General features: G+C 64.2%; 20 protein-coding genes. 10 read left to right on the top strand and 10 right to left on the bottom strand.

Features of this window, described 5'->3' with window-relative positions; genetic code table 11:
• Positions 1-6 precede the first annotated feature (6 nt).
• The 5 genes from FJ988_RS17200 to FJ988_RS17180 all read right to left on the bottom strand — a co-directional run bounded on the left by FJ988_RS17200 (position 7) and on the right by FJ988_RS17180 (position 4242).
• Positions 7-1080, bottom strand: a complete 1074-nt coding sequence (locus FJ988_RS17200; RefSeq protein WP_140819532.1) for an HPP family protein — start codon at positions 1078-1080, stop codon at positions 7-9.
• A 232-nt stretch (positions 1081-1312) separates the two neighbouring features.
• Entirely contained in the window at positions 1313-1615 is a 303-nt protein-coding gene (locus FJ988_RS17195; protein WP_140819531.1) for a cupredoxin family copper-binding protein, read from the bottom strand.
• Positions 1612-2136, bottom strand: coding sequence for a DUF4142 domain-containing protein (locus FJ988_RS17190; RefSeq protein ID WP_140819530.1), 525 nt, complete (start codon positions 2134-2136; stop codon positions 1612-1614). Before FJ988_RS17190 ends, FJ988_RS17195 begins: the two co-directional genes overlap by 4 nt.
• 90 nt (positions 2137-2226) lie before the next feature.
• On the bottom strand, positions 2227-2925 hold the full coding sequence (locus tag FJ988_RS17185) for an RNA polymerase sigma factor (RefSeq protein ID WP_140819529.1): 699 nt from the start codon (positions 2923-2925) through the stop codon (positions 2227-2229).
• A gap of 144 nt (positions 2926-3069) precedes the next feature.
• Entirely contained in the window at positions 3070-4242 is a 1173-nt protein-coding gene (locus FJ988_RS17180) for a cystathionine beta-lyase (RefSeq protein ID WP_140819528.1), read from the bottom strand.
• A gap of 180 nt (positions 4243-4422) precedes the next feature.
• Here FJ988_RS17180 and FJ988_RS17175 point away from each other — a divergent pair, with 180 nt between their 5' ends.
• The 8 genes from FJ988_RS17175 (at position 4423) to FJ988_RS17145 (ending at position 10388) form a co-directional block, all read left to right on the top strand.
• The gene (locus tag FJ988_RS17175) at positions 4423-4623 is read left to right on the top strand and encodes a hypothetical protein (RefSeq protein WP_140819527.1); all 201 of its coding nucleotides are present in this window, start codon (positions 4423-4425) and stop codon (positions 4621-4623) included.
• An 83-nt stretch (positions 4624-4706) separates the two neighbouring features.
• Positions 4707-5735: an amino acid ABC transporter substrate-binding protein gene (locus FJ988_RS17170; RefSeq protein ID WP_140819526.1), complete on the top strand. Its 1029-nt coding sequence runs from the start codon at positions 4707-4709 to the stop codon at positions 5733-5735.
• Positions 5736-5797: 62 nt separating this feature from the next.
• A complete protein-coding gene (locus FJ988_RS17165) occupies positions 5798-6985 on the top strand; it encodes an amino acid ABC transporter permease (protein WP_140819525.1) in 1188 nt (395 codons plus the stop codon).
• Between the two features lie 4 nt (positions 6986-6989).
• On the top strand, positions 6990-8147 hold the full coding sequence (locus FJ988_RS17160) for an amino acid ABC transporter permease (RefSeq protein WP_140819524.1): 1158 nt from the start codon (positions 6990-6992) through the stop codon (positions 8145-8147).
• Positions 8148-8162: 15 nt separating this feature from the next.
• Complete coding sequence (locus FJ988_RS17155; RefSeq protein WP_095819976.1) at positions 8163-8966, top strand: amino acid ABC transporter ATP-binding protein; 804 nt, start codon at positions 8163-8165, stop codon at positions 8964-8966.
• Positions 8967-9236: 270 nt separating this feature from the next.
• A complete protein-coding gene (locus FJ988_RS17150) occupies positions 9237-9902 on the top strand; it encodes a TIGR02117 family protein (RefSeq protein ID WP_140819523.1) in 666 nt (221 codons plus the stop codon).
• A gap of 152 nt (positions 9903-10054) precedes the next feature.
• Positions 10055-10180, top strand: a complete 126-nt coding sequence (locus FJ988_RS31390) for a hypothetical protein (RefSeq protein WP_281407749.1) — start codon at positions 10055-10057, stop codon at positions 10178-10180.
• Between the two features lie 19 nt (positions 10181-10199).
• Entirely contained in the window at positions 10200-10388 is a 189-nt protein-coding gene (locus tag FJ988_RS17145) for a hypothetical protein (protein ID WP_140819522.1), read from the top strand.
• 70 nt (positions 10389-10458) lie between these two features.
• Here FJ988_RS17145 and FJ988_RS17140 read toward each other — a convergent pair whose 3' ends face one another.
• Both FJ988_RS17140 and FJ988_RS17135 read right to left on the bottom strand, forming a co-directional pair.
• Positions 10459-11691 (bottom strand): FAD-dependent monooxygenase, encoded by a 1233-nt coding sequence (locus FJ988_RS17140; protein WP_140819521.1) that lies wholly within the window; start codon positions 11689-11691, stop codon positions 10459-10461.
• A gap of 16 nt (positions 11692-11707) precedes the next feature.
• The gene (locus FJ988_RS17135; RefSeq protein ID WP_140819520.1) at positions 11708-11953 is read right to left on the bottom strand and encodes a zinc-finger domain-containing protein; all 246 of its coding nucleotides are present in this window, start codon (positions 11951-11953) and stop codon (positions 11708-11710) included.
• Positions 11954-12190: 237 nt separating this feature from the next.
• Here FJ988_RS17135 and FJ988_RS17130 point away from each other — a divergent pair, with 237 nt between their 5' ends.
• Entirely contained in the window at positions 12191-14386 is a 2196-nt protein-coding gene (locus FJ988_RS17130) for an RNA degradosome polyphosphate kinase (protein ID WP_140819519.1), read from the top strand.
• Positions 14383-15918, top strand: coding sequence for an exopolyphosphatase (gene ppx / locus FJ988_RS17125; protein ID WP_140819518.1), 1536 nt, complete (start codon positions 14383-14385; stop codon positions 15916-15918). The genes FJ988_RS17130 and ppx overlap by 4 nt, the downstream gene beginning before the upstream one ends.
• Positions 15919-15924: 6 nt before the next feature.
• On the opposite strand, the gene FJ988_RS17120 is transcribed toward ppx, so the two are convergent.
• The 3 genes from FJ988_RS17120 to fumC all read right to left on the bottom strand — a co-directional run bounded on the left by FJ988_RS17120 (position 15925) and on the right by fumC (position 18525).
• Positions 15925-16329: a DoxX family protein gene (locus FJ988_RS17120; RefSeq protein ID WP_140819517.1), complete on the bottom strand. Its 405-nt coding sequence runs from the start codon at positions 16327-16329 to the stop codon at positions 15925-15927.
• Positions 16330-16524: 195 nt separating this feature from the next.
• Positions 16525-16941, bottom strand: coding sequence for a DoxX family protein (locus tag FJ988_RS17115; protein WP_140819516.1), 417 nt, complete (start codon positions 16939-16941; stop codon positions 16525-16527).
• 186 nt (positions 16942-17127) lie between these two features.
• Positions 17128-18525, bottom strand: a complete 1398-nt coding sequence (gene fumC / locus FJ988_RS17110) for a class II fumarate hydratase (RefSeq protein ID WP_140819515.1) — start codon at positions 18523-18525, stop codon at positions 17128-17130.
• Positions 18526-18755 lie beyond the last annotated feature (230 nt).

Raw genomic sequence — 18755 nt, 5'->3', positions numbered from 1 at the left:
CGCCTACTATGCGACGGCTTTCAGCGGCGGCTGCAGCCGCGCCGCCGCGGCTAGAAGATCGGTCTGCGTGATCAGGCCGAGGATGTGCCGCTCCGCGTCGACGATCACCACGGCATGGCTGCGGCCGTCGGTCAGCACCGGCAGCAGGCTCATCGCCGGTGTGTCGGGCGCCGCCGTGCCGGCCTTCGCCATCACGCCGTTCACCGTGCCGGTGGTTTGGGTCAGCTCGCGCAGGCCGACGGCACCGGCAAGCCGGCCGTTGGCATCCAGCACCGGCAAGGTGCGGATGTTGTGGTCGAGCAGAAGTTTGCGCGCTTCGTCGACGCTGGCCGTCTGCGGCACGGCGATCACGTCGCGCGACATGATATCGCTGCTGAGCAGTGTGCGCTGCGAACGCACCATCGCCTGCAACTCGACCTGGCGCAGCAGCCTTTCGATATCCTCGCGGTCGATGTCGAAGGTCTCGCCGAGCGCCGCAAGCGCGGCATCGATGTCCTCGGGCCGGAAGCCGACGCGCGTCGTCGGCGGCGGGTCCGCGGTGCCGTGCCCGGCCGCTGCCGGCTGGTGCACATGCGGATAGTTGCGTCGCGACAGTCTGTGGAAGATGAGACCGAGCGCCACCAGCACGATGGAGTTCAGCGCCACCGGTACGAAGGGGAACAGAAAACCGGCGGCGGCGACGGCCGGCCCGCCGATCACGCCGGTCAGCGCCGCGGCCCCGCCTGGCGGATGCAGGCAGCGCGTGAACGACATGGCGGCGATCGCAAGCGCCACCGCGAGGCCCGAGGCGATGACCGGGTCATGCACGAAACGCGCCACGGTGACGCCGACCAGCGCCGAAATCGTGTTGCCGCCGATGATCGACCAGGGCTGCGCCAGCGGGCTCGACGGCACGGCAAAAAGCAACACTGCGGACGCCCCCACCGGCGCCACCAGCATCGCCACTTGCGGGCCCTTGCCCATCGTCAGCCCGCTGATCACGCCGGTCAGCGCGATGCCGATCACGGCGCCGATGCAGGCGCTCAGCCGCTCGCGCAGCGTGGCGCCGGCAAGGATCGGGACAAAGAGGCGCAACGCCATGGCGGGTCCTGTCGAAACGGAGAAATTGCGGTACCCGCAATGCAGCCGCTAAGGCGGATTGGGAAGCCAAACCAATCCGCCTAAGTGCAGCCGAAGAGAATATTATTGCGCGGCGCCACAGCGATGGCATGCCGTCAACGGCCTCGACTTTGCCAATCGCGCCAAGGCGTTAGGGCCGTTTGTAGAATCGCTCCGGGGAGGCGCGCCGCACCTCCCCGGGCGAGACGACAGGCTAAGGCACCACCTCGATATAGCCCTTCATGTTGGGGTGGAAGCGGCAGAAATAGTCGACCGCTCCAGCCGCCTTCAGCGTGACCTTGCCCTTCGACTTTGCCGGGATCATCACCTCCCAGCCGCCTTTCACGGTCGCGGTGTGGGCGAAGACATCCTTGTTCGTCCACTCGATCGTATCGCCGACCTTGGCCTGAACGCTGGCTGGCGAGAAAACCAGCTTGTCGATCGTCACCTCGATCGTCGCCGCGAGCGCCGGCGACGCAATGAGGGCCATGGCCAAGGCGAGAAGCAGCGGCCTCATTTCAACATGCCGGCGACATGTTCGGCATGCTGCTGATGTCCTTGGAAGATCTTGAGGCCGGTCTCCAACAGGCTCTTCAGTTCGGCATTGCTGGCCGACGGGATGAGCAGGGTTTCGAGCGCGCCGTTGACCTGCTTGTGATAGGCGACTTCGTTTTCGATATAGGCCTTGTCGAAATCGGCGCCCTTCAGCTTCGCCAGCTTGCCGCGTTCTTCCTTGGCCGCCTTGGCCAGCGCCTTGCTGGTGTCATTGTCCTCGGGCGTGACTTTCAGCTTCTTCACCAGGTCCAGCGCCTGCTTGTTCACGGCCTCATGGTCGCGCTCCATATCCTTGGCGAAGGCGACGATCTCCTTGTTCTTCGATTTCTTGATCGCCAGCTTGGCCGCCTCGATGTCGATCGAGCCGGCCGTATAGGCGATATGGGCGATCTGCGGGTCGGTGGGCTTGTCGGCGGCTTGCGCCAGCGGCGCGGCGCTGATCAGGAAAAGGGCGGCGAGGGCGGCGGTCGGTCGCATGAACATGGCATCTCCTTCGCCCGGCGCATTGGCTTCGGGCTTCATCTGGGTTGACGCCGATTGGATGCTGGACGTGGCGAAACGTTCCCGGGAAAATCAGCCTTCGAAACCCAGACGCTTCATCACGGCTTGTGTCAGCCGCTCGCAGCGCCGGCCGGCGAAGGGGAAGGCGTCGAGCAGCACCGGACCGATCTCGTCGTCCAGCGCCTTGCGCACCAGGGTGCGCGCCCGGTGCAGCCTCGTTTTAACCGTTTCGGGCCGTACGCTGAGCAGGTCGGCGGTTTCCTCGATGCTCAGGCCCTCGATGACCCGGGCGACGAAAACGCTGCGATAGACATCGGGGAGGCTGTCGGTCGCCCTTTCGACAAGTTTCAGGATCTGCCGCTGCGCCATCGTCCGCTCCGGATCGTCGCCTGGATTCACACCGTTTGGGTTTAGGGGAAAGCGGATGATCTGCGCCTCCGGATTTTCCGCCATAGCCACGATGCGCTTTCGCCTGCGAAGCCGTCCGAGCGCCTCGTTGATGACGATGCGCGACAGCCAGGTGGACAACGAGGCCTCGCCGCGAAAGGCGTCGAGGCTGGCGAAGGCGCGCATATAGGCCTCCTGCACGACGTCCTCGGCCTCGGCGTCGTTGCGCACCACGCCGCGCGCGATGCGGTAGAGCCGCTGATTGTGTGTCTTGATGATGGCGCGGCAGGCCTCTGGATCGCGCGCCAGCGCGCGCCGCACCAGCGCCATGTCGCCGCCCTCGGCTGCGCCAATTCCGGTGGCCTGAATAGCGTGCTTTCTCATCCGGCCCCGATCTCCCCGCATAGGCATCACATCCGCCTATTGGATGCGCCCGCCGGCAAAAGGTTCCCGAGTAAGTTGCGAGGCTATGCTAACGCTTCGGCCAATGCCTGTCTGCTGGCCGCCGGCACCCCGCCGATCGACCTGTCACCCGACTGCCGCGGCGGCCGCGAGGCCGCGCGCGATATCGGCCTTGAGATCCTCGACATCCTCCAGCCCGATCTGCAGGCGCACCAGCGGGCCGGCATAAGAACCTTTGGCAAACGTGCGGTCGCCGAGGAAGACCGGCACGGCGAGGCTCTCATAGCCGCCCCAGGAATAGCCAAGGCCGAAGATTTTCAGCGCGTCCAGGAAAGCGTGTTGCGCCTTCTGTCCGCCGCCGTCGAGCACGATCGAGAACACGCCGCTGGAGCCGCAGAAATCGCGCTTCCAGATCGCATGGTCGGGATGGCTTTCGAGCGCCGGATGCAGCACCTGCGCCACCCCCGGCTGCCCCTCCAGCCAGCGCGCGATCTCCAGCGCGCTCTTGCGGTGATGCTCCAGACGCACTCCCATCGTGCGCAGGCCGCGCAGCACCTGATAGATGTCGTCGGGGCCGGAACAGCAGCCAAGCGTGCAGAAGCCGTCGTAAAGCTGCTTCCAGCAGGCCTCGTTGGCCGAGACGGTGCCGAGCAGCACGTCGGAATGGCCGGCTGGATACTTCGTCGCCGCGTGGATCGAGATGTCGACGCCGTGGTCGAGCGGCTTGAAGTAGAGCGGCGTCGCCCAGGTGTTGTCCATCATGACAATGGCGCCCGCCGCGTGCGCGGCCTTGGCGATCGCCGGAATGTCCTGCACCTCATAGGTGTTCGATCCCGGCGATTCGGTGAACACGACCTTGGTGTTGGGCTTGATCAGCGAGGAAATGCCGGCGCCGATGCGCGGCTCGTAATACTCGACCGTGATGCCGAGCCGCTTCAGCATCGTGTCGGCGAAATGGCGTGTCGGGTGGTAGACGCTGTCGACGATCAGGATGTGGTCGCCGGCGCCGAGGAAGGCCAGCAGCGGCACGGTCACTGCCGCCAGCCCCGACGGCACCGCGATCGTGCCGGCCGAGCCTTCCAGCGCGTCGACGGCGAGTGTGAGCGCATCCATCGTCGGCGTGCCGCGCGTGCCATAGGTGTATTTCTGGCTGCGCCCGGCCATCGAGGCGGCGTCGGGGTAGAGCACGGTCGAGGCGTGTACGACGGGCGGATTGACGAAGCCGAAATAGTCCCGCGGGTTGTTGCCGGAATGGGCAAGCAATGTGTTGGTGCCCATTTCGATGCCGTCTCTTGCCATGGTTCGTTGCCCGTCAAATGATGTGAGATGAGCAGGCATAGAGCGGCGGCAAGGGCCGCGCAACCGCCGCAGGCCCGCCAAAAGCGGCCCTTTCGCTGGGCCAATCCAACAGCGCGCTCGCCCAATAAAGCATCGCTATTGCCGAAGCGGATTTTGCCGGCAGATAGTGGATTCCTATCGATGAAACTGACCGATTTGTTTGCACGGCCTGCCGATTTCACGGTGCTCTTGTCCGCAATTCAGGCATTTACGGCAATTGCTTTTCAAACCTGTCGTCAAACGGTCATTTCCCTTGACCTCACGGGAATAATCGCCTTCGATGCGTTTCGTGAATGGGAGGCAGCGCATCGGCAGACGATGCGGGTCCGGGAGTGGGCCTAAGTGGGAGCTGCGTTCACAAGCGAAAAAAGATCAAGCGTCGCCTGGGAGTAGGGGCGCCTGTAACAGAAAAGGGTCTGTGGGTCATGAAACACATTGCATTGGGCATCCTTGGCGCCGCCGCGCTCGGGTTCACGGCGTCCGCCGCCTCGGCAGGCACGCTCGATACAGTGAAGCAAAAGGGCTTCATCCAGTGCGGCGTCTCGACCGGTCTCGCCGGCTTCTCGGCGCCGGACGACAAGGGCGACTGGAAGGGCATCGACGCCGATTTCTGCCGCGCCGTCGCGGCCGCCGTCTTCGGTGACGGCTCCAAGGTCAAGTTCACGCCCCTCAGCGCCAAGGAGCGTTTCACCGCGCTGCAGTCGGGCGAGATCGACATCCTGTCGCGCAATACCACCTGGACCAGCAACCGCGACAGCGCGCTTGGCCTCGATTTCGTCGGCGTCACCTACTATGACGGCCAGGGCTTCATGATCAACGCCAAGAAGCTGCCCGGCGTGAACTCGGCGCTGCAGCTTTCGGGCGCCGCCGTCTGCGTGCAGAGCGGCACCACGACCGAGCTCAACCTCGCCGACTACTTCAAGAAGAACAAGATGGAGTACAACCCCGTCGTCTTCGAGAAGCTCGAAGAGGTCAACGCCGCCTATGATTCCGGCCGTTGCGACGCCTACACCACCGACCAGTCCGGCCTCTACGGCATCCGCTTGACGCTGTCCTCGCCGGCCGACCATGTCGTGCTACCCGAGATCATCTCCAAGGAGCCGCTCGGCCCGGCCGTGCGCCAGGGCGACGACCAGTGGGCGCACATCGCGCGCTGGACCTATTTCGCGCTGCTCAACGCCGAGGAAGCCGGCGTCACCCAGGCCAATGTCGACGAGATGAAGACCTCGACCGACCCGAACATCCAGCGCCTTCTCGGCACCGAGCCGGACGGCAAGTACGGCGCCGATCTCGGCCTGTCGAACGATTTTGTGGTCAACATCGTCAAGGCCGTCGGCAATTACGGTGAAATGTTCGAGCGCAATGTCGGCTCGGGCAGCCCGCTCAAGATTGCGCGCGGCATCAACGCGCTGTGGACCAAGGGCGGCCTGCAATACGGCCCGCCGATCCGCTGATCGAAACGTGATCCGGGAGCCAGGTTGTCTGGCTCCCGGTTTCTCTTTCCAGGGGACGATCCATGGCTTCGCAGGAAATCCTTCGCGGGGAGCCGAGTCGCGGCTCCTTCATCAATGACCCGAGAACACGCAGCCTGTTCTTCCAGACGCTGGTCGTGATCCTGGTCTTCGCCTCGATCTGGTGGATCGTCGACAACGTCATCGAGAATCTGAGGCGCCTGCACATCGCCTCGGGCTTCGATTTCCTGAAGAGCAGGGCCGGTTTCGACATTTCCGACACACCGATCGCCTACACGTCGGATGCCAGTTACGGCCGCGCGCTCGTCGTCGGCTTGCTCAACACCATCATCGTCGCTGCCGCCGGCATCGTGCTCGCCACCATCGTCGGCTTCATCGTCGGCATCGGCCGCCTGTCGCAGAACTGGCTGATCCGCAAGATCTGCACGGTGTATGTCGAGACCTTTCGCAACATCCCGCCGCTGCTGGTCATCTTCTTCTGGTATTCGGGCGTGCTTGCGGTGCTGCCGCCGCCGCGCGAGAGCATCCATCTGCCCTTCGGCTCGTTCCTCAACCAGCGCGGCTTCTATTTCCCCCGTGCCATATGGGGGGACGGCTCCTGGCTGATCGGCGTTGCCTTGCTGCTTGCCATTGCCATGGCCTGGTTCGTCGCCCGCAGGGCGCGCCAGCGCCAGAAGGCGACCGGCCAGCAATTCCCGGTCTTCTGGACTTCGGCCGCTTTGATCGTCGGTCTGCCGGTGCTCGCCTACCTGCTCAGCGGCATGCCGCTCACATTCGACTTCCCGAAACAGTCGACCTTCAACCTGACCGGCGGCTTCTGGATCAAGCCGGAATTCCTGTCGTTGCTCCTGGCGCTCTCCTTCTACACGGCGGCCTTCATCGCCGAGATCGTGCGCGCCGGTATCAGGGGCGTCAGCAAGGGCCAGACCGAAGCCGCCAGTGCTCTTGGCCTGCGTTCCGGTCCTGTCCTGCGCCTGGTCGTCATCCCGCAGGCGATGCGCATCGTCATCCCGCCGCTGACCAGCCAGTATCTGAACCTGACCAAGAACTCCTCGCTGGCGATCGCTATCGGTTATCCTGATCTCACCGCCACCGCCGGCACGGTGCTCAACCAGACCGGACAGGCTGTCGAGGGCGTGTTCATCATGATGATCGCCTATCTGGTGCTGAGCCTGGTGACGTCCGCGGTTATGAACGTCGTCAACGCCAGAATGGCGCTGGTGGAAAGGTAGGGCCATGCAGGAACACGATATGTCCTGGGTGCGTACCGAGATGGCGCTGGCGCAGCCGGCGCCCCCCGGAGAGCGCGGCGCCTATGCCTGGGTGCGCAGGAACCTGATCGGCTCGATCGGCGACACCGTCCTTACCGTGCTGGGTATCGCCATCGTCCTTTGGGCCCTGCCGCAGATCATCAACTGGGCCTTCATCAACGCGGTGTGGAGCGGGCCGGACCGCACGGTGTGCACCACCGCCGCGCAGGGCGGCATCCAGCCCGACGGCTGGACCGGCGCCTGCTGGGCCTTCGTCAACGCCAAGTTCGGCCAGTTGATGTTCGGCACCTATCCGATCGAGGAGCGCTGGCGGCCGATCCTGGTCGGCATCCTGTTCGTCGTGCTGCTGGTGCCGATGCTCATCCCGCGCGTGCCGCGCAAGGGGCTGAACGCGATCCTGCTGTTCCTCGGACTGCCGATCGTGTCCTTTTTCCTGTTGGTCGGCGGCGTGTTCGGCCTGCCGCACGTCGAGACACCGCGCTGGGGCGGGCTGCTCGTCACGCTCAGCCTCTCCTTCGTCGGCATTGCCGTGTCGCTACCGCTCGGCGTGATCCTGGCGCTCGGCCGGCGCTCGAAGATGCCGATCGTCAAGGCTCTGTGCGTCGTCTTCATCGAGGCGGTGCGCGGCATTCCGCTGATCACCGTGCTGTTCTTCGCCAGCGTCATGCTGCCGCTGTTCCTGCCCGAGGGCGTCACCTTCGACAAATATCTGCGGGCGCTGATCGGCTTTTCGCTGTTTGCCGCCGCCTATATGGCGGAAGTGGTGCGCGGGGGGCTGCAAGCGATCCCGAAGGGCCAGTATGAGGGCGCCGATTCGCTCGGACTCGGCTATTGGCAGAAGATGACCCTGATCGTGCTGCCGCAGGCGCTGAAGCTGGTTATCCCCGGCATCGTCAATACCTTCATCGGCATGTTGAAGGACACCAGCCTGGTGCTGATCATCTCGATGTTCGACCTGCTCGGCGTGGTGAAGCAGAACTTCGCCGATCCCAACTGGGCGTCGCCGCAGACGCCCAAATCCGGCCTGATCTTTGCGGCCTTCGTGTTCTGGTTGCTCTGCTTCGGCATGTCGCGCTATTCAATGTATACCGAACGACGGCTCGACACCGGTTATAAGAGATAAAAAGGGGAAATGACCATGACCACCGAAAACGCCGTCAGCGCGGAAGACCTGAAGGTCGATGCCAAGAAGATGCACATCTCGACCACCGATGTCGCCATCGACATCGTCGGCATGCACAAATGGTATGGCGAGTTCCATGTGCTGAAGGATATCAACCTCAAGGTCATGCGCGGCGAGCGCATCGTCATCTGCGGTCCGTCGGGCTCCGGCAAGTCGACCATGATCCGCTGCATCAACCGGCTTGAGGAGCACCAGAAGGGCAAGATCATCGTCGACGGCAAGGAACTCACCAACGATCTCAAGAAGATCGATGAGGTGCGCCGCGAGGTCGGCATGGTGTTCCAGCACTTCAACCTGTTTCCCCATCTGACGATTCTGGAGAACTGCACGCTGGCGCCGATCTGGGTGCGCAAGATGCCGAAAAAGCAGGCGGAAGAGATCGCCATGCATTTCCTCAAGCGCGTCAAGATCCCGGAGCAGGCCAACAAATATCCCGGACAGCTATCCGGCGGCCAGCAGCAGCGCGTGGCGATCGCGCGTTCGCTGTGCATGAACCCGCGCATCATGCTGTTCGACGAGCCGACCTCGGCGCTCGATCCCGAAATGATCAAGGAAGTGCTGGAGACGATGGTGGGTCTGGCCGAGGAAGGCATGACGATGCTGTGCGTCACCCACGAGATGGGCTTCGCGCGCAAGGTCGCCAACCGGGTGATCTTCATGGATCAGGGCCAGATCGTCGAGCAGAATACGCCGGCCGAGTTCTTCGACCATCCGCGCCATGAGCGCACCAAGCTGTTCCTGTCGCAGATCCTACACTGAGGCGCCCCTCTGCCTCGTCATTCTAAGGCGGAGCAAGGAGCGTAGCGACGCGGCGCAGACCCTAGAATCCATGCAGTGACGCTAAGGCGTTGCGACGCTTACAGAATTCAGAACCGCTGCGCTTGTGGCGGAGGTCACGGCATGGATCCTCGGGTCAAGCCCGAGGATGACGAAGTCGCGGGCGGCTTCGGCCAATCTCGGAAGCCGCAATAGAAGAACTCCTGACCGAACCAACGACTTCGTTGCAATGCGACCGAACCACCGCGCGCGATGACAAAAGTCCTGCGATACCTGACGATGCTGGTCGCGGCGGTGCTGCTCGCCGCCGCGCTCGGTACGCTTGTCCCGCGTCCGCTTTGGCCGACCGCCGCCAAAGGCGAGGGCACACGGCACATCCTCGTGCTGAAGAACCCGATCCACACCGACATCGCCGTCCCCATCGACGACGGCGTGCGCCGGCGCTTCGCCTTCCTGACGCAAGCCGGACTGCCCATCGACGTGCCGGAGGCACGCTACATCGTCTTCGGCTGGGGCGGCCGCGCCTTCTACTTGGAGACGCCGACGTGGTCGCAGTTGAAGGCTGAGCCGGTGCTGAAGGCGCTGACGCTCGATGCCTCGGTGATGCATGTCGATGTCGCGGGCGCGATCAAGGAGCCACATCCCGACGTTGCCGGTTTCGACATCGACGAGACGCGTTTTGTGGCGCTCCTCGACTATATCGCGGCGAGTTTCCGGCAGGGGCCGGACGGACCGATGGCGATCGAAGATGCCGGCTACTCCACCTACGACCGCTTCTACGAGGCCAACGGCCACTTCAACGCGCTGGTTGGATGCAACACCTGGACGGCGGCAGGATTGCGTGTTGCCGGCCTGCGCACGGGATGGTGGAACCCGCTGCCGGTGTCGCTGTGGTGGTCGATGGGGTTGTATAACTGATGGCGGCGGTTCTGCGACGAAGCTCGCTCGCGCCAACGTACGGCTCTTTGCCAAAACTCGTCGCTTCGTGCGGAATGTCAAAATCGGTGCTATATCTGAGCCATTCCGAAGAGAATGTGCCCCTCGCATTCTTCGGAATGCACCTGGAGTGCATGACCATCGAGGTCGCCAGCTCGCGCGACGACATGCGCGTCATGGCGGCGATCCTGCAGCAACCTGCTGACCGAGGCGAGGAGCGTCCATTCCCAGATTTCCAGGATACCGGCTGCGCAAGGTAGAGGACAAGGAGTTGGGCTAATGAGGATATTTGCCAAGATCCGTCAGGTCTACGATCGGCTATGCGAGCGCAAAGAGGCGAGCGTTGATCGGATGCGTCAGGAGCATGAATATTTCAACGAGCAGGCCGATGAAGCCCACGAGAGAGAGCGCCGGCTAGCTGTTGAACGCGACTCCAAGCTGTTGGGCCTGCAGCCAGGACATAACTAGGAATTTTATCCTCCAATGCCGCATGGGGCTCGCGCGCGACACGCACGCGTGACGTTGATCTCCGGAGAGCCTAGCGCCTCGTAATCTTCCGCTGCTCCCACCCATAGAGCCAGTCCAGATCCGAGGCGAGCCTCTCCGCCGGCCGCGTCGCCAGCACCAGGTTGCGCGCCAACGCCACCGGTCCCCGGGCGTGCCAGGCGAGCCGGTTGAGCGCACCGCGCCGGATGACTTTCTCGATGCGCGGGCGCCGCAGATTTTCCCAAACGGTGAGGCCCTGCCGTGCATCGCCAGAAAAGTCGGCGACGAGGTTGGCAAGCAGCGCTGCGTCCTCGATCCCCATCGCCGCGCCCTGGGCCGCGAAGGGCGTCATGGCATGCGCGGCATCGCCGATCAGCGCGATGCCTTCCGGCATCGTCCAGCGCCGCTGCTCGACCGTGTGGATCGGAAACGCCGTCCACGGCCCGGCAAGCGCCACAAGCTTCGCCAGCGCCGGCGCCGTGCCGCGCATGGCGCCGGCGAGGATGGCCGGGTCGGCATGGCCGGACCAGCCTTCGGCGATACGTTCGCCCCTGGTGAAGGCGGCAAGGTTGACGGCGCTGCCCTTGCTCACCGGATAGGCGACCATATGGAAGCCGGGATGCAGGAAAGTGGTGACGCAGTTCGCGGCGCCGATATCCGCGAAGATACGGCCCGCGGCGCCGTCGGCCGGGATCGTGGCGCGCCAGGCGAGCTCGCCGCAGAAGCGGCTTGCCGCGAAGCCGACGGTCCGGGCGAGCTCGGCGCGGACCGATGACCAGACGCCGTCCGCGCCGATGAGCAGGCCGCCCGTGATAGTCATGGCTTTGCCGCCGGTCTCGACGGTCGCGGTCACGCTTTGCGGTTCGATGGCGATGCCAGTGACCACCGCGCCGGTGACGAGCTCGATGTCGGGCCGCTGCGCCACCTCGGCCATCAATGCCGCCTGCAGGTCGGCGCGGTGCGCCGCAAGGTAAGGCGCGCCCCAGCGCTTTTCGCCCACCGCCCCGAGCGGCACTCGCGCCAATTCGCGCAGGCTTTTGGCATCCTTCAGCACCACCGCTTCCGGCCGCACGGCATCGGGCAGCAAACGGTCGAGCACGCCGAGCCGGGCGAGGATGCGTGTCGCATTGGGAGAGAGTTGGATGCCGGCACCGGCTGCTTCGAGCTGCCTTGCCTGCTCGAAGATTTTTACCCGGTAGCCGCGCGCCGCAAAGGCTATCGCCGCCGTCAGCCCGGCTATGCCGGCCCCGGCGATGACGATTTGCCGGGACCGCGTTTCGCTCATGGTCGAAGAAAGGCGATCAGGCGGCCTGGTCGACATAGAGGCAGCCGACCGGCTGCGTTTGCGTGGCCTTCAGCGACGGCGAATATCGGTAGAGCGTCGAGCAATAGGGGCAGACCTTCTCATTGTCGTCGCCCATGTCGAGGAACACATGCGGATGGTCGAAAGGCGGATTGGCGCCGGTGCACATGAATTCCTTGACGCCGATCTCGATCACCGGATGGCCGGCATCGTTCTGGAAATGGGGAATGCTACCGCCTGCCATCGTCGTCTCCAATTGGGTTCGGCCATCTGCATCTGGAGCATAACCGGCCCGTTTGCAAGATCGATGAAATCAAACTGTCGCAAAAGCCTGTCAGAGGATAAGTTGAGCCGGTTAAGCGCCTGAGGCTGGGCGTTGAGCGATTCCGTGACGATCATGCGTCACAAAGACATGTTATGGCGTCGCTAACGGCAACGGGCGGCGCTTCTCAGGAAGGGTTGCGGGGCAAGAGCGGGAACCATGAACGAACTGAAGCCGGTGCAGAGCGAGTTCATCACCATCGAGGCGGCAAGCCCCGAGGGCGGCAATCCCGACCGTTTCGTCAATCGCGAGTTCTCCTGGCTACAGTTCAACCGGCGCGTGCTGGAGGAATCGCTGAACGGGCATCACCCGCTGCTCGAGCGCGTGCGCTTCCTGTCGATCTCGGCCGCCAACCTCGACGAGTTCTTCATGGTCCGCGTCGCCGGCCTCGCCGGTCAGGTGCGCGAAGGCATCGCGCTGAAGAGCCCGGACGGCCGCACGCCCGAGCAGCAACTCGAACAGCTGCTGCGCGAGGTCGAGCGCCTGCAGGAGGATCAGCAGAAGAGCCTGTCGGTGCTGATGCAACTGCTCAACAAGGAAGGCATCGAAAGTATCACCCGCGACGCGCTCACCAAGGACGAGAAGAACTGGCTGGAAGATCATTTCCAGGAACAGGTTTTCCCGGTGTTGACCCCGCTGTCGATCGACCCGGCGCATCCGTTCCCGTTCATCCCCAATCTCGGTTTCTCGATCGCGCTGCAACTGCGCCACCGCAAGAACGGCGAGGAAATGAGCGCGCTTTTGCGCCTGCCGGTGGCGCTGCGGCGCTTCATTCGCCTGCCGGACCGCAAGAACCATGTCCGCTTCATTCCGCTGGAGGAGGTGGTCGGCATCTATATCGGCAAGCTTTTCCCGGGTTACGAGGTCAAGGGCTCCGGCACCTTCCGCATCATCCGCGACAGCGATATCGAGGTGGAGGAAGAGTCGGAAGACCTGGTGCGCCTGTTCGAAACGGCGCTGAAGCGGCGTCGCCGCGGTTCGGTGATCCGCATCGAATTCGACACGCTGATGCCGGCCGCGCTGCGCGACTTCGTCGCCGGCGAGTTGGGCGTGTCGTCGAGCCGCATCAGCGTCTTGACCGGCCCGCTTGCGCTCAACCAGATTTCCGAAATCGTCGCCATCCCGCGCGACGACCTCAAATTCGTCCCTTACAACCCGCGCTTTCCCGAACGCATCCGCGAGCATGGCGGCGACTGCCTGGCGGCCATCCGCGAGAAGGACATCGTCGTCCATCACCCTTACGAATCCTTCGATGTCGTGGTCCAGTTCCTGCGCCAGGCGGCGGCTGATTCCGAAGTGGTGGCGATCAAGCAGACGCTTTACCGCACCTCCAACGACAGCCCGATCGTGCGCGCGCTGATCGACGCGGCCGAGGCCGGCAAGTCGGTGACGGCGCTGGTCGAGCTCAAGGCGCGCTTCGACGAGGAGGCCAACATCCGCTGGGCGCGCGACCTGGAGCGCGCCGGCGTCCAGGTCGTGTTCGGCTTCCTCGAGTTGAAGACCCACGCCAAGATGTCGCTGGTGGTGCGGCGCGAGGACGGCAAGCTGCGCAACTACGTGCATCTGGGCACCGGCAACTACCATCCGATCACCGCCCGTATCTACACCGACCTGTCTTTCTTCACCACCGACCCGACCATCGCGCGCGACGTGGCGCAGATCTTCAACTTCATTACCGGCTATGCGGAGCCGGCCGAGGAGATGCGGCTTGCCGTGTCGCCCTTCACGCTGCGCGACCGCATCCTCAAGCACATCGCCGAAGAGATTGGGCATGCCCACCAAGGAAGGCCGGCGCGCATCTGGATGAAGATGAACGCGCTGGTCGATCCGATCATCATCGACGCGCTCTACGACGCCAGCCGCGCAGGCGTCGAGATCGACCTCGTCGTGCGCGGCATCTGCTGCTTGCGGCCGCAAGTGCCGGGCCTGTCGGAAAACATCCGGGTCAAATCGATCGTCGGCCGTTTCCTCGAGCACAGCCGCATCTTCTGCTTCGGCAACGGCCACGGCCTGCCGTCGGACGAAGCGATCGTTTACATTTCGTCGGCCGACATGATGCCGCGCAATCTCGATCGCCGCGTCGAGACCCTGGTGCCGATCACCAATCCAACTGTGCATGAACAGGTGCTTGGCCAGATCATGCTCGGCAATATCATGGACAATCAGCAAAGTTTCGACGTATTGGCTGACGGCACCTCCCGGCGCGTTGTGCTGGAGGAGGGTGAGGAACCGTTCAACGCGCAGGAATATTTCATGACCAATCCGAGCCTTTCGGGACGGGGTGACGCGCTGAAATCGCATGCGCCCAAGCGCATCGCCCAGTTCAAGCGCCGCAAGAAGAACGGCGCCGCGTGATTTCTGCCTCCCAGGGCCGGCTCCAGGACCGGCGGCCGCTGTCGATCATCGACATCGGATCGAACTCGATCCGCCTTGTCGTCTATGAAGGGCTGGCGCGCTCGCCGACGCTGCTGTTCAACGAAAAGATGCTCGCCGGCCTCGGCCGCGGCATCGTTTCGACGGGCAAGCTCGACCCCGAGGCGGTGACGCGCTCGATGGAGGAGTTCCGCCGTTTCCGCGCGCTGTCGGACCAGGCCGGCGCCGAATTCATGTATGTGCTGGCCACCGCCGCCGCGCGCGAGGCGGGCAACGGCCCGGACTTCATCCACCGTGCCGAGGATGTGCTCAAGACCGAGATCCGCGTGCTGACCGGCCGCCAAGAGGCCTATTATTCAGCGCTCGGCGTCATCTCCGGCTTCCATCCAGCCAACGGCATTGCCGGGGACCTGGGCGGTGGCAGCCTCGAACTTATCGACATCGATGGCGAGGCGATCGGCGACGGTATCACCCTGCCGCTCGGCGGCCTGCGCCTGCAGGACATGGCCAAAAACTCGCTTGTCCAGGCGCAGAAGATCGCGCGCCAGGAACTGGCGCGGGCAAAGCTCCTGAAGGGCGGGCAGGGCAGGGTCTTCTACGCCGTCGGCGGCACCTGGCGAAACCTCGCCCGGCTGCATATGGAGATGACCAACTATCCGCTCGGCGTCATGCATCACTACGAGATTTCGGCCGACAGCGCGCAGGCCTTCCTGAAGCATGTGGCGCGCGCCGAGGTCGAGAAGGTCAAGGGTATCGAGGGCGTGTCCAAGAACCGCCGCTCGCTGCTGCCCTACGGCGCCGTCGTGCTGCAGGAGATCATGTCGGCCATGCAGCCGTCGAAGATCGTTGTCTCGGCGCAAGGCGTGCGCGAAGGTTTTCTCTACTCGCTCCTCGACGAGGAGGAGCAGAAGTCGGACCCGCTGATCTCGGCGGCGGAGGAACTGGCGCTGCTGCGCTCGCGCTCGGTGCACCATGCGCATGACCTCGTCGAATGGACCGGCAAAGCCTTCAAAGCCTTCGGCATCGACGAGACCGCGGATGAGGCGCGCTATCGCCACGCCGCCTGCCTGCTCGCTGATATCGGCTGGCGTGCGCATCCGGAATATCGCGGCCAGCAGTCGCTCAACATCATCGCGCATGCCTCCTTCATCGGCGTCGACCATCCCGGACGCGCCTATCTGGCTTTAGCCAACGCCTATCGCCATGACGGCATCTTCAACGACGGCATCGCGCCCGAGATCAAGGCGCTGGCGCCGCCGCGCCTGCTCGAGCGCGCGCGTGTGCTCGCCGCGATGATGCGCGTCGTCTATTTGCTGACGGCAGCGATGCCGGGTGTCATGCCGAGGCTGAAATGGGAAAGCCGCGGCAACGGCGCGCTGGCGCTGGTGCTGCCGGCCTCGCTTTCCGACCTCTATGGCGAGCGCCCGGCTGGCCGGCTGGCACAACTGGCCAGGATCACCAACCGCCGCCTGGTGCTGGCGGTCGAGGGTGGGCCGAGCGTGTCGGTGAAGTAGGCTCTTTCAGCCGCTGCCCCGCCCATCGGCCGACCACGCGCCGGCGCCGGCCATGGCGAGCGCCAGGAAGCCGCCGGCAATGGCGATGTCCTTCATAAGCATCTGCCGGTGCAGGAAGGCTAAAGTCGCGTCGTCGGCGCCCTGGCCGTAGTGGCCGATGAAGCCGGCGACTACGCAGAAGGCCGCAAGCAGCAGCGCCACGATCCGTGTCTGGAAGCCGATCAGGATCAAAAGCCCGGCAATCAGCTCGAACAGGCCGGTGCCCCATGCGGCCAAGGCCGGCAACGGCAGGCCGAGGCCGGCGAAATAGCTGGTGGTGCCGGCAATGTTGCCGAGCGCCTGGAAGCCGGAAGGCACGAACAGCGCCGCAAGCAGCAGCCGCGAGATGAGAAGCAATGCGTTGCGAGTCATGGCCGACCTCCCATGCTAAGCGCGATCCGGCTATGCCGGCCTGCCTCGCAGTTTAACCCCGCAACGAAAAAGCGGCGCGGAAAATTCCGCGCCGCTTAGTCAGGCTCGGAAAGCAATTCCAGGAAAAGTGTGAAGCGGTCAGGCGCGGCGACTTCGCCGTCGCCCCCGTCCGGAATTGCGTCAAACGAAAGAGCCTCAGCCGCGCTTGGCGTCGATCGAATAGGCGCCGGCGCCGGAGGAGGCGAGCAGGATGAAGCCGCCGGTGATGGCGAGATTCTTGAGGAACTGGATCATCTGCATCTGGTCGGCCCAGCCGGTATGGGCGACCAGTCCGGTGGCGATGGTGAAGACGGCCAGAATCCAGGCGGCGATGCGGGTCTGGAAGCCGACGAGCACGGCAATGCCGCCGAGCAGTTCGATCAGGCCGACGACGACGGCCGTGACGGTCGGCACCGGCAGGCCGAGGCCGCCGAAATAGGCGGCGGTGCCGGAAATGGCGGTGAGCTTGCCGAAGCCGGAAAGCAGGAAGATGACGGCGAGCAGGATGCGGCCGAGCAGGATGGTGAACGAGCCATTGGACGTGGTGCCGGCGGCGGAAGAGGCGATGGACATGCTGAGTCTCCGAACGGGTTGAATGTTCGCTGAGATAGACGATGGAGACTGTTCACCAAAGTCGCCTATGTAGCGACACATTGTTCACAGCGAATATGTTCCTGTGATCGGCAGACCCGAGCGAAAATCTTGTCGGCGAGTTGGGTAGACGGAGCAAATTCGCCCGGCACCAAATGCCCGCAGCGCTCACCCCGGATGCGTCATGTCCTCCGGCCGCACCAGCCGGTCGTAATCGGCCGCGCTGACCAGCCCCGTCGCCAGCGCTTCCTCGCGAAGCGTCGTGCCGTTCTTGTGCGCGGTCTTGGCGATCTTGGCGGCATTGTCGTAGCCGATGGTTGGCGCCAGCGCCGTCACCAGCATCAGCGAGCGCTCGAGCGCCGCCTTGATGTTGTCCTCGCGCGCCTCGATGCCGACCACGCAATTGTCGGTGAAGGACACGGAAGCGTCGGCGAGCAGCTGCACCGACTGCAGGAAATTATAGGCCATCAGCGGGTTATAGACGTTGAGCTCGAAATGGCCCTGGCTGCCGGCGAAGGCGAGCGCCGCATTGTTGCCGAACACCTGCACGCAGACCTGCGTCAGCGCCTCGCACTGCGTCGGGTTGACCTTGCCCGGCATGATCGAGGAGCCCGGCTCGTTCTCCGGCAGAGACAGCTCGCCAAGCCCCGAGCGGGGGCCGGAGCCGAGCAGGCGGATGTCGTTGGCGATCTTGAATAGCGCCGCCGCCGCCGCGTTGATCGCGCCATGCGAGAACACCATGGAATCATGCGCCGCCAGCGCCTCGAACTTGTTCGGCGCGGTGACGAAGGAAATGCCGGTGATGGCGGCGATGCGGTCCGCCACCTTCTCGGCGAAGCCGACCGGCGCGTTGAGGCCCGTGCCCACGGCCGTGCCGCCCTGTGCCAGCTCCTGCAGGCCGGGCAGCGTCAATTCGATGCGCTTGATCGACGAGGCGACTTGCGCGGCATAGCCCGAAAATTCCTGGCCAAGGGTCAGCGGGGTCGCATCCTGCGTATGCGTGCGGCCGATCTTGATGATGTGGTTGAAGGCGCGCGCCTTGGCGTCGAGTGCCTTGTGCAGATGGTGCAGGGCCGGGATCAGATGATGCGCGACCCGTTCGGCGCAGGCGATGTGCATGGCCGTCGGATAGGTGTCGTTCGACGACTGGCTCATATTGACGTGATCGTTGGGATGCACCGGCTTCTTCGAGCCCATGACGCCGCCAAGCATCTCGATAGCGCGGTTGGAGATCACCTCATTGGCGTTCATGTTGGACTGCGTGCCGGAACCGGTCTGCCAGACCACCAGCGGAAAATGCGCGTCGAGCTTGCCGTCGATGACTTCCTGCGCGGCGTCGACGATCGCCTTGCCGATCGCGGGGTCGAGCCGCTTCATCTCCATGTTCACTTCGGCCGCGGCGCGCTTGACGATGCCAAGTGCGCGCACGATCGAGGCCGGCTGCTTTTCCCAGCCGATCTTGAAATTGCCCAGCGAACGCTGCGCCTGCGCGCCCCAATAGCGGTCGGCCGCGACCTCGATGGGACCGAACGTATCGGTTTCGGTTCTGGTCTTTTCAGCGCTCACGGCAGGTCTCCGGTTGTCGAATTCGGCAACGGCGTATCGCGTTGCACAAAACCCTTCAAGCGGAGATTGAAGGTCAGCGCCGTGCAAATCGGTTGAAGAGTTAGCTGATCTCCCCCTCGTGGGGGAGATGCCCGGCAGGGCAGAGGGGGGCGCGAAGGATCACGGCGTCTGGGATGATCCGAGCTGCTGTTTCGTTCGGTCGAATATAGTCAATGCGCTTGTCCCGCCAG

Source organism: Mesorhizobium sp. CU3 (genome assembly GCF_006442965.1).
In the GTDB taxonomy this organism is placed as follows: Bacteria; Pseudomonadota; Alphaproteobacteria; order Rhizobiales; family Rhizobiaceae; genus Mesorhizobium.
The sequence above is the reverse complement of the archived record's forward strand: the minus strand, read 5'-3'. Positions and strand labels throughout refer to the sequence as shown.

Coding starts and splice junctions, on each gene's coding strand:
- FJ988_RS17130 (WP_140819519.1), top strand. CDS start 12,191: ATGAACGAACTGAAGCCGGTGCAGAGCGAGTTCATCACCATCGAGGCG.
- FJ988_RS17185 (WP_140819529.1), bottom strand. CDS start 2,925: ATGAGAAAGCACGCTATTCAGGCCACCGGAATTGGCGCAGCCGAGGGC.
- FJ988_RS17145 (WP_140819522.1), top strand. CDS start 10,200: ATGAGGATATTTGCCAAGATCCGTCAGGTCTACGATCGGCTATGCGAG.
- FJ988_RS17160 (WP_140819524.1), top strand. CDS start 6,990: ATGCAGGAACACGATATGTCCTGGGTGCGTACCGAGATGGCGCTGGCG.
- FJ988_RS17115 (WP_140819516.1), bottom strand. CDS start 16,941: ATGTCCATCGCCTCTTCCGCCGCCGGCACCACGTCCAATGGCTCGTTC.
- FJ988_RS17140 (WP_140819521.1), bottom strand. CDS start 11,691: ATGAGCGAAACGCGGTCCCGGCAAATCGTCATCGCCGGGGCCGGCATA.
- FJ988_RS17150 (WP_140819523.1), top strand. CDS start 9,237: ATGACAAAAGTCCTGCGATACCTGACGATGCTGGTCGCGGCGGTGCTG.
- FJ988_RS17190 (WP_140819530.1), bottom strand. CDS start 2,136: ATGTTCATGCGACCGACCGCCGCCCTCGCCGCCCTTTTCCTGATCAGC.
- FJ988_RS17165 (WP_140819525.1), top strand. CDS start 5,798: ATGGCTTCGCAGGAAATCCTTCGCGGGGAGCCGAGTCGCGGCTCCTTC.
- FJ988_RS17180 (WP_140819528.1), bottom strand. CDS start 4,242: ATGGCAAGAGACGGCATCGAAATGGGCACCAACACATTGCTTGCCCAT.
- FJ988_RS17200 (WP_140819532.1), bottom strand. CDS start 1,080: ATGGCGTTGCGCCTCTTTGTCCCGATCCTTGCCGGCGCCACGCTGCGC.
- FJ988_RS31390 (WP_281407749.1), top strand. CDS start 10,055: ATGACCATCGAGGTCGCCAGCTCGCGCGACGACATGCGCGTCATGGCG.
- FJ988_RS17175 (WP_140819527.1), top strand. CDS start 4,423: ATGAAACTGACCGATTTGTTTGCACGGCCTGCCGATTTCACGGTGCTC.
- FJ988_RS17155 (WP_095819976.1), top strand. CDS start 8,163: ATGACCACCGAAAACGCCGTCAGCGCGGAAGACCTGAAGGTCGATGCC.
- FJ988_RS17120 (WP_140819517.1), bottom strand. CDS start 16,329: ATGACTCGCAACGCATTGCTTCTCATCTCGCGGCTGCTGCTTGCGGCG.
- FJ988_RS17195 (WP_140819531.1), bottom strand. CDS start 1,615: ATGAGGCCGCTGCTTCTCGCCTTGGCCATGGCCCTCATTGCGTCGCCG.
- FJ988_RS17135 (WP_140819520.1), bottom strand. CDS start 11,953: ATGGCAGGCGGTAGCATTCCCCATTTCCAGAACGATGCCGGCCATCCG.
- FJ988_RS17170 (WP_140819526.1), top strand. CDS start 4,707: ATGAAACACATTGCATTGGGCATCCTTGGCGCCGCCGCGCTCGGGTTC.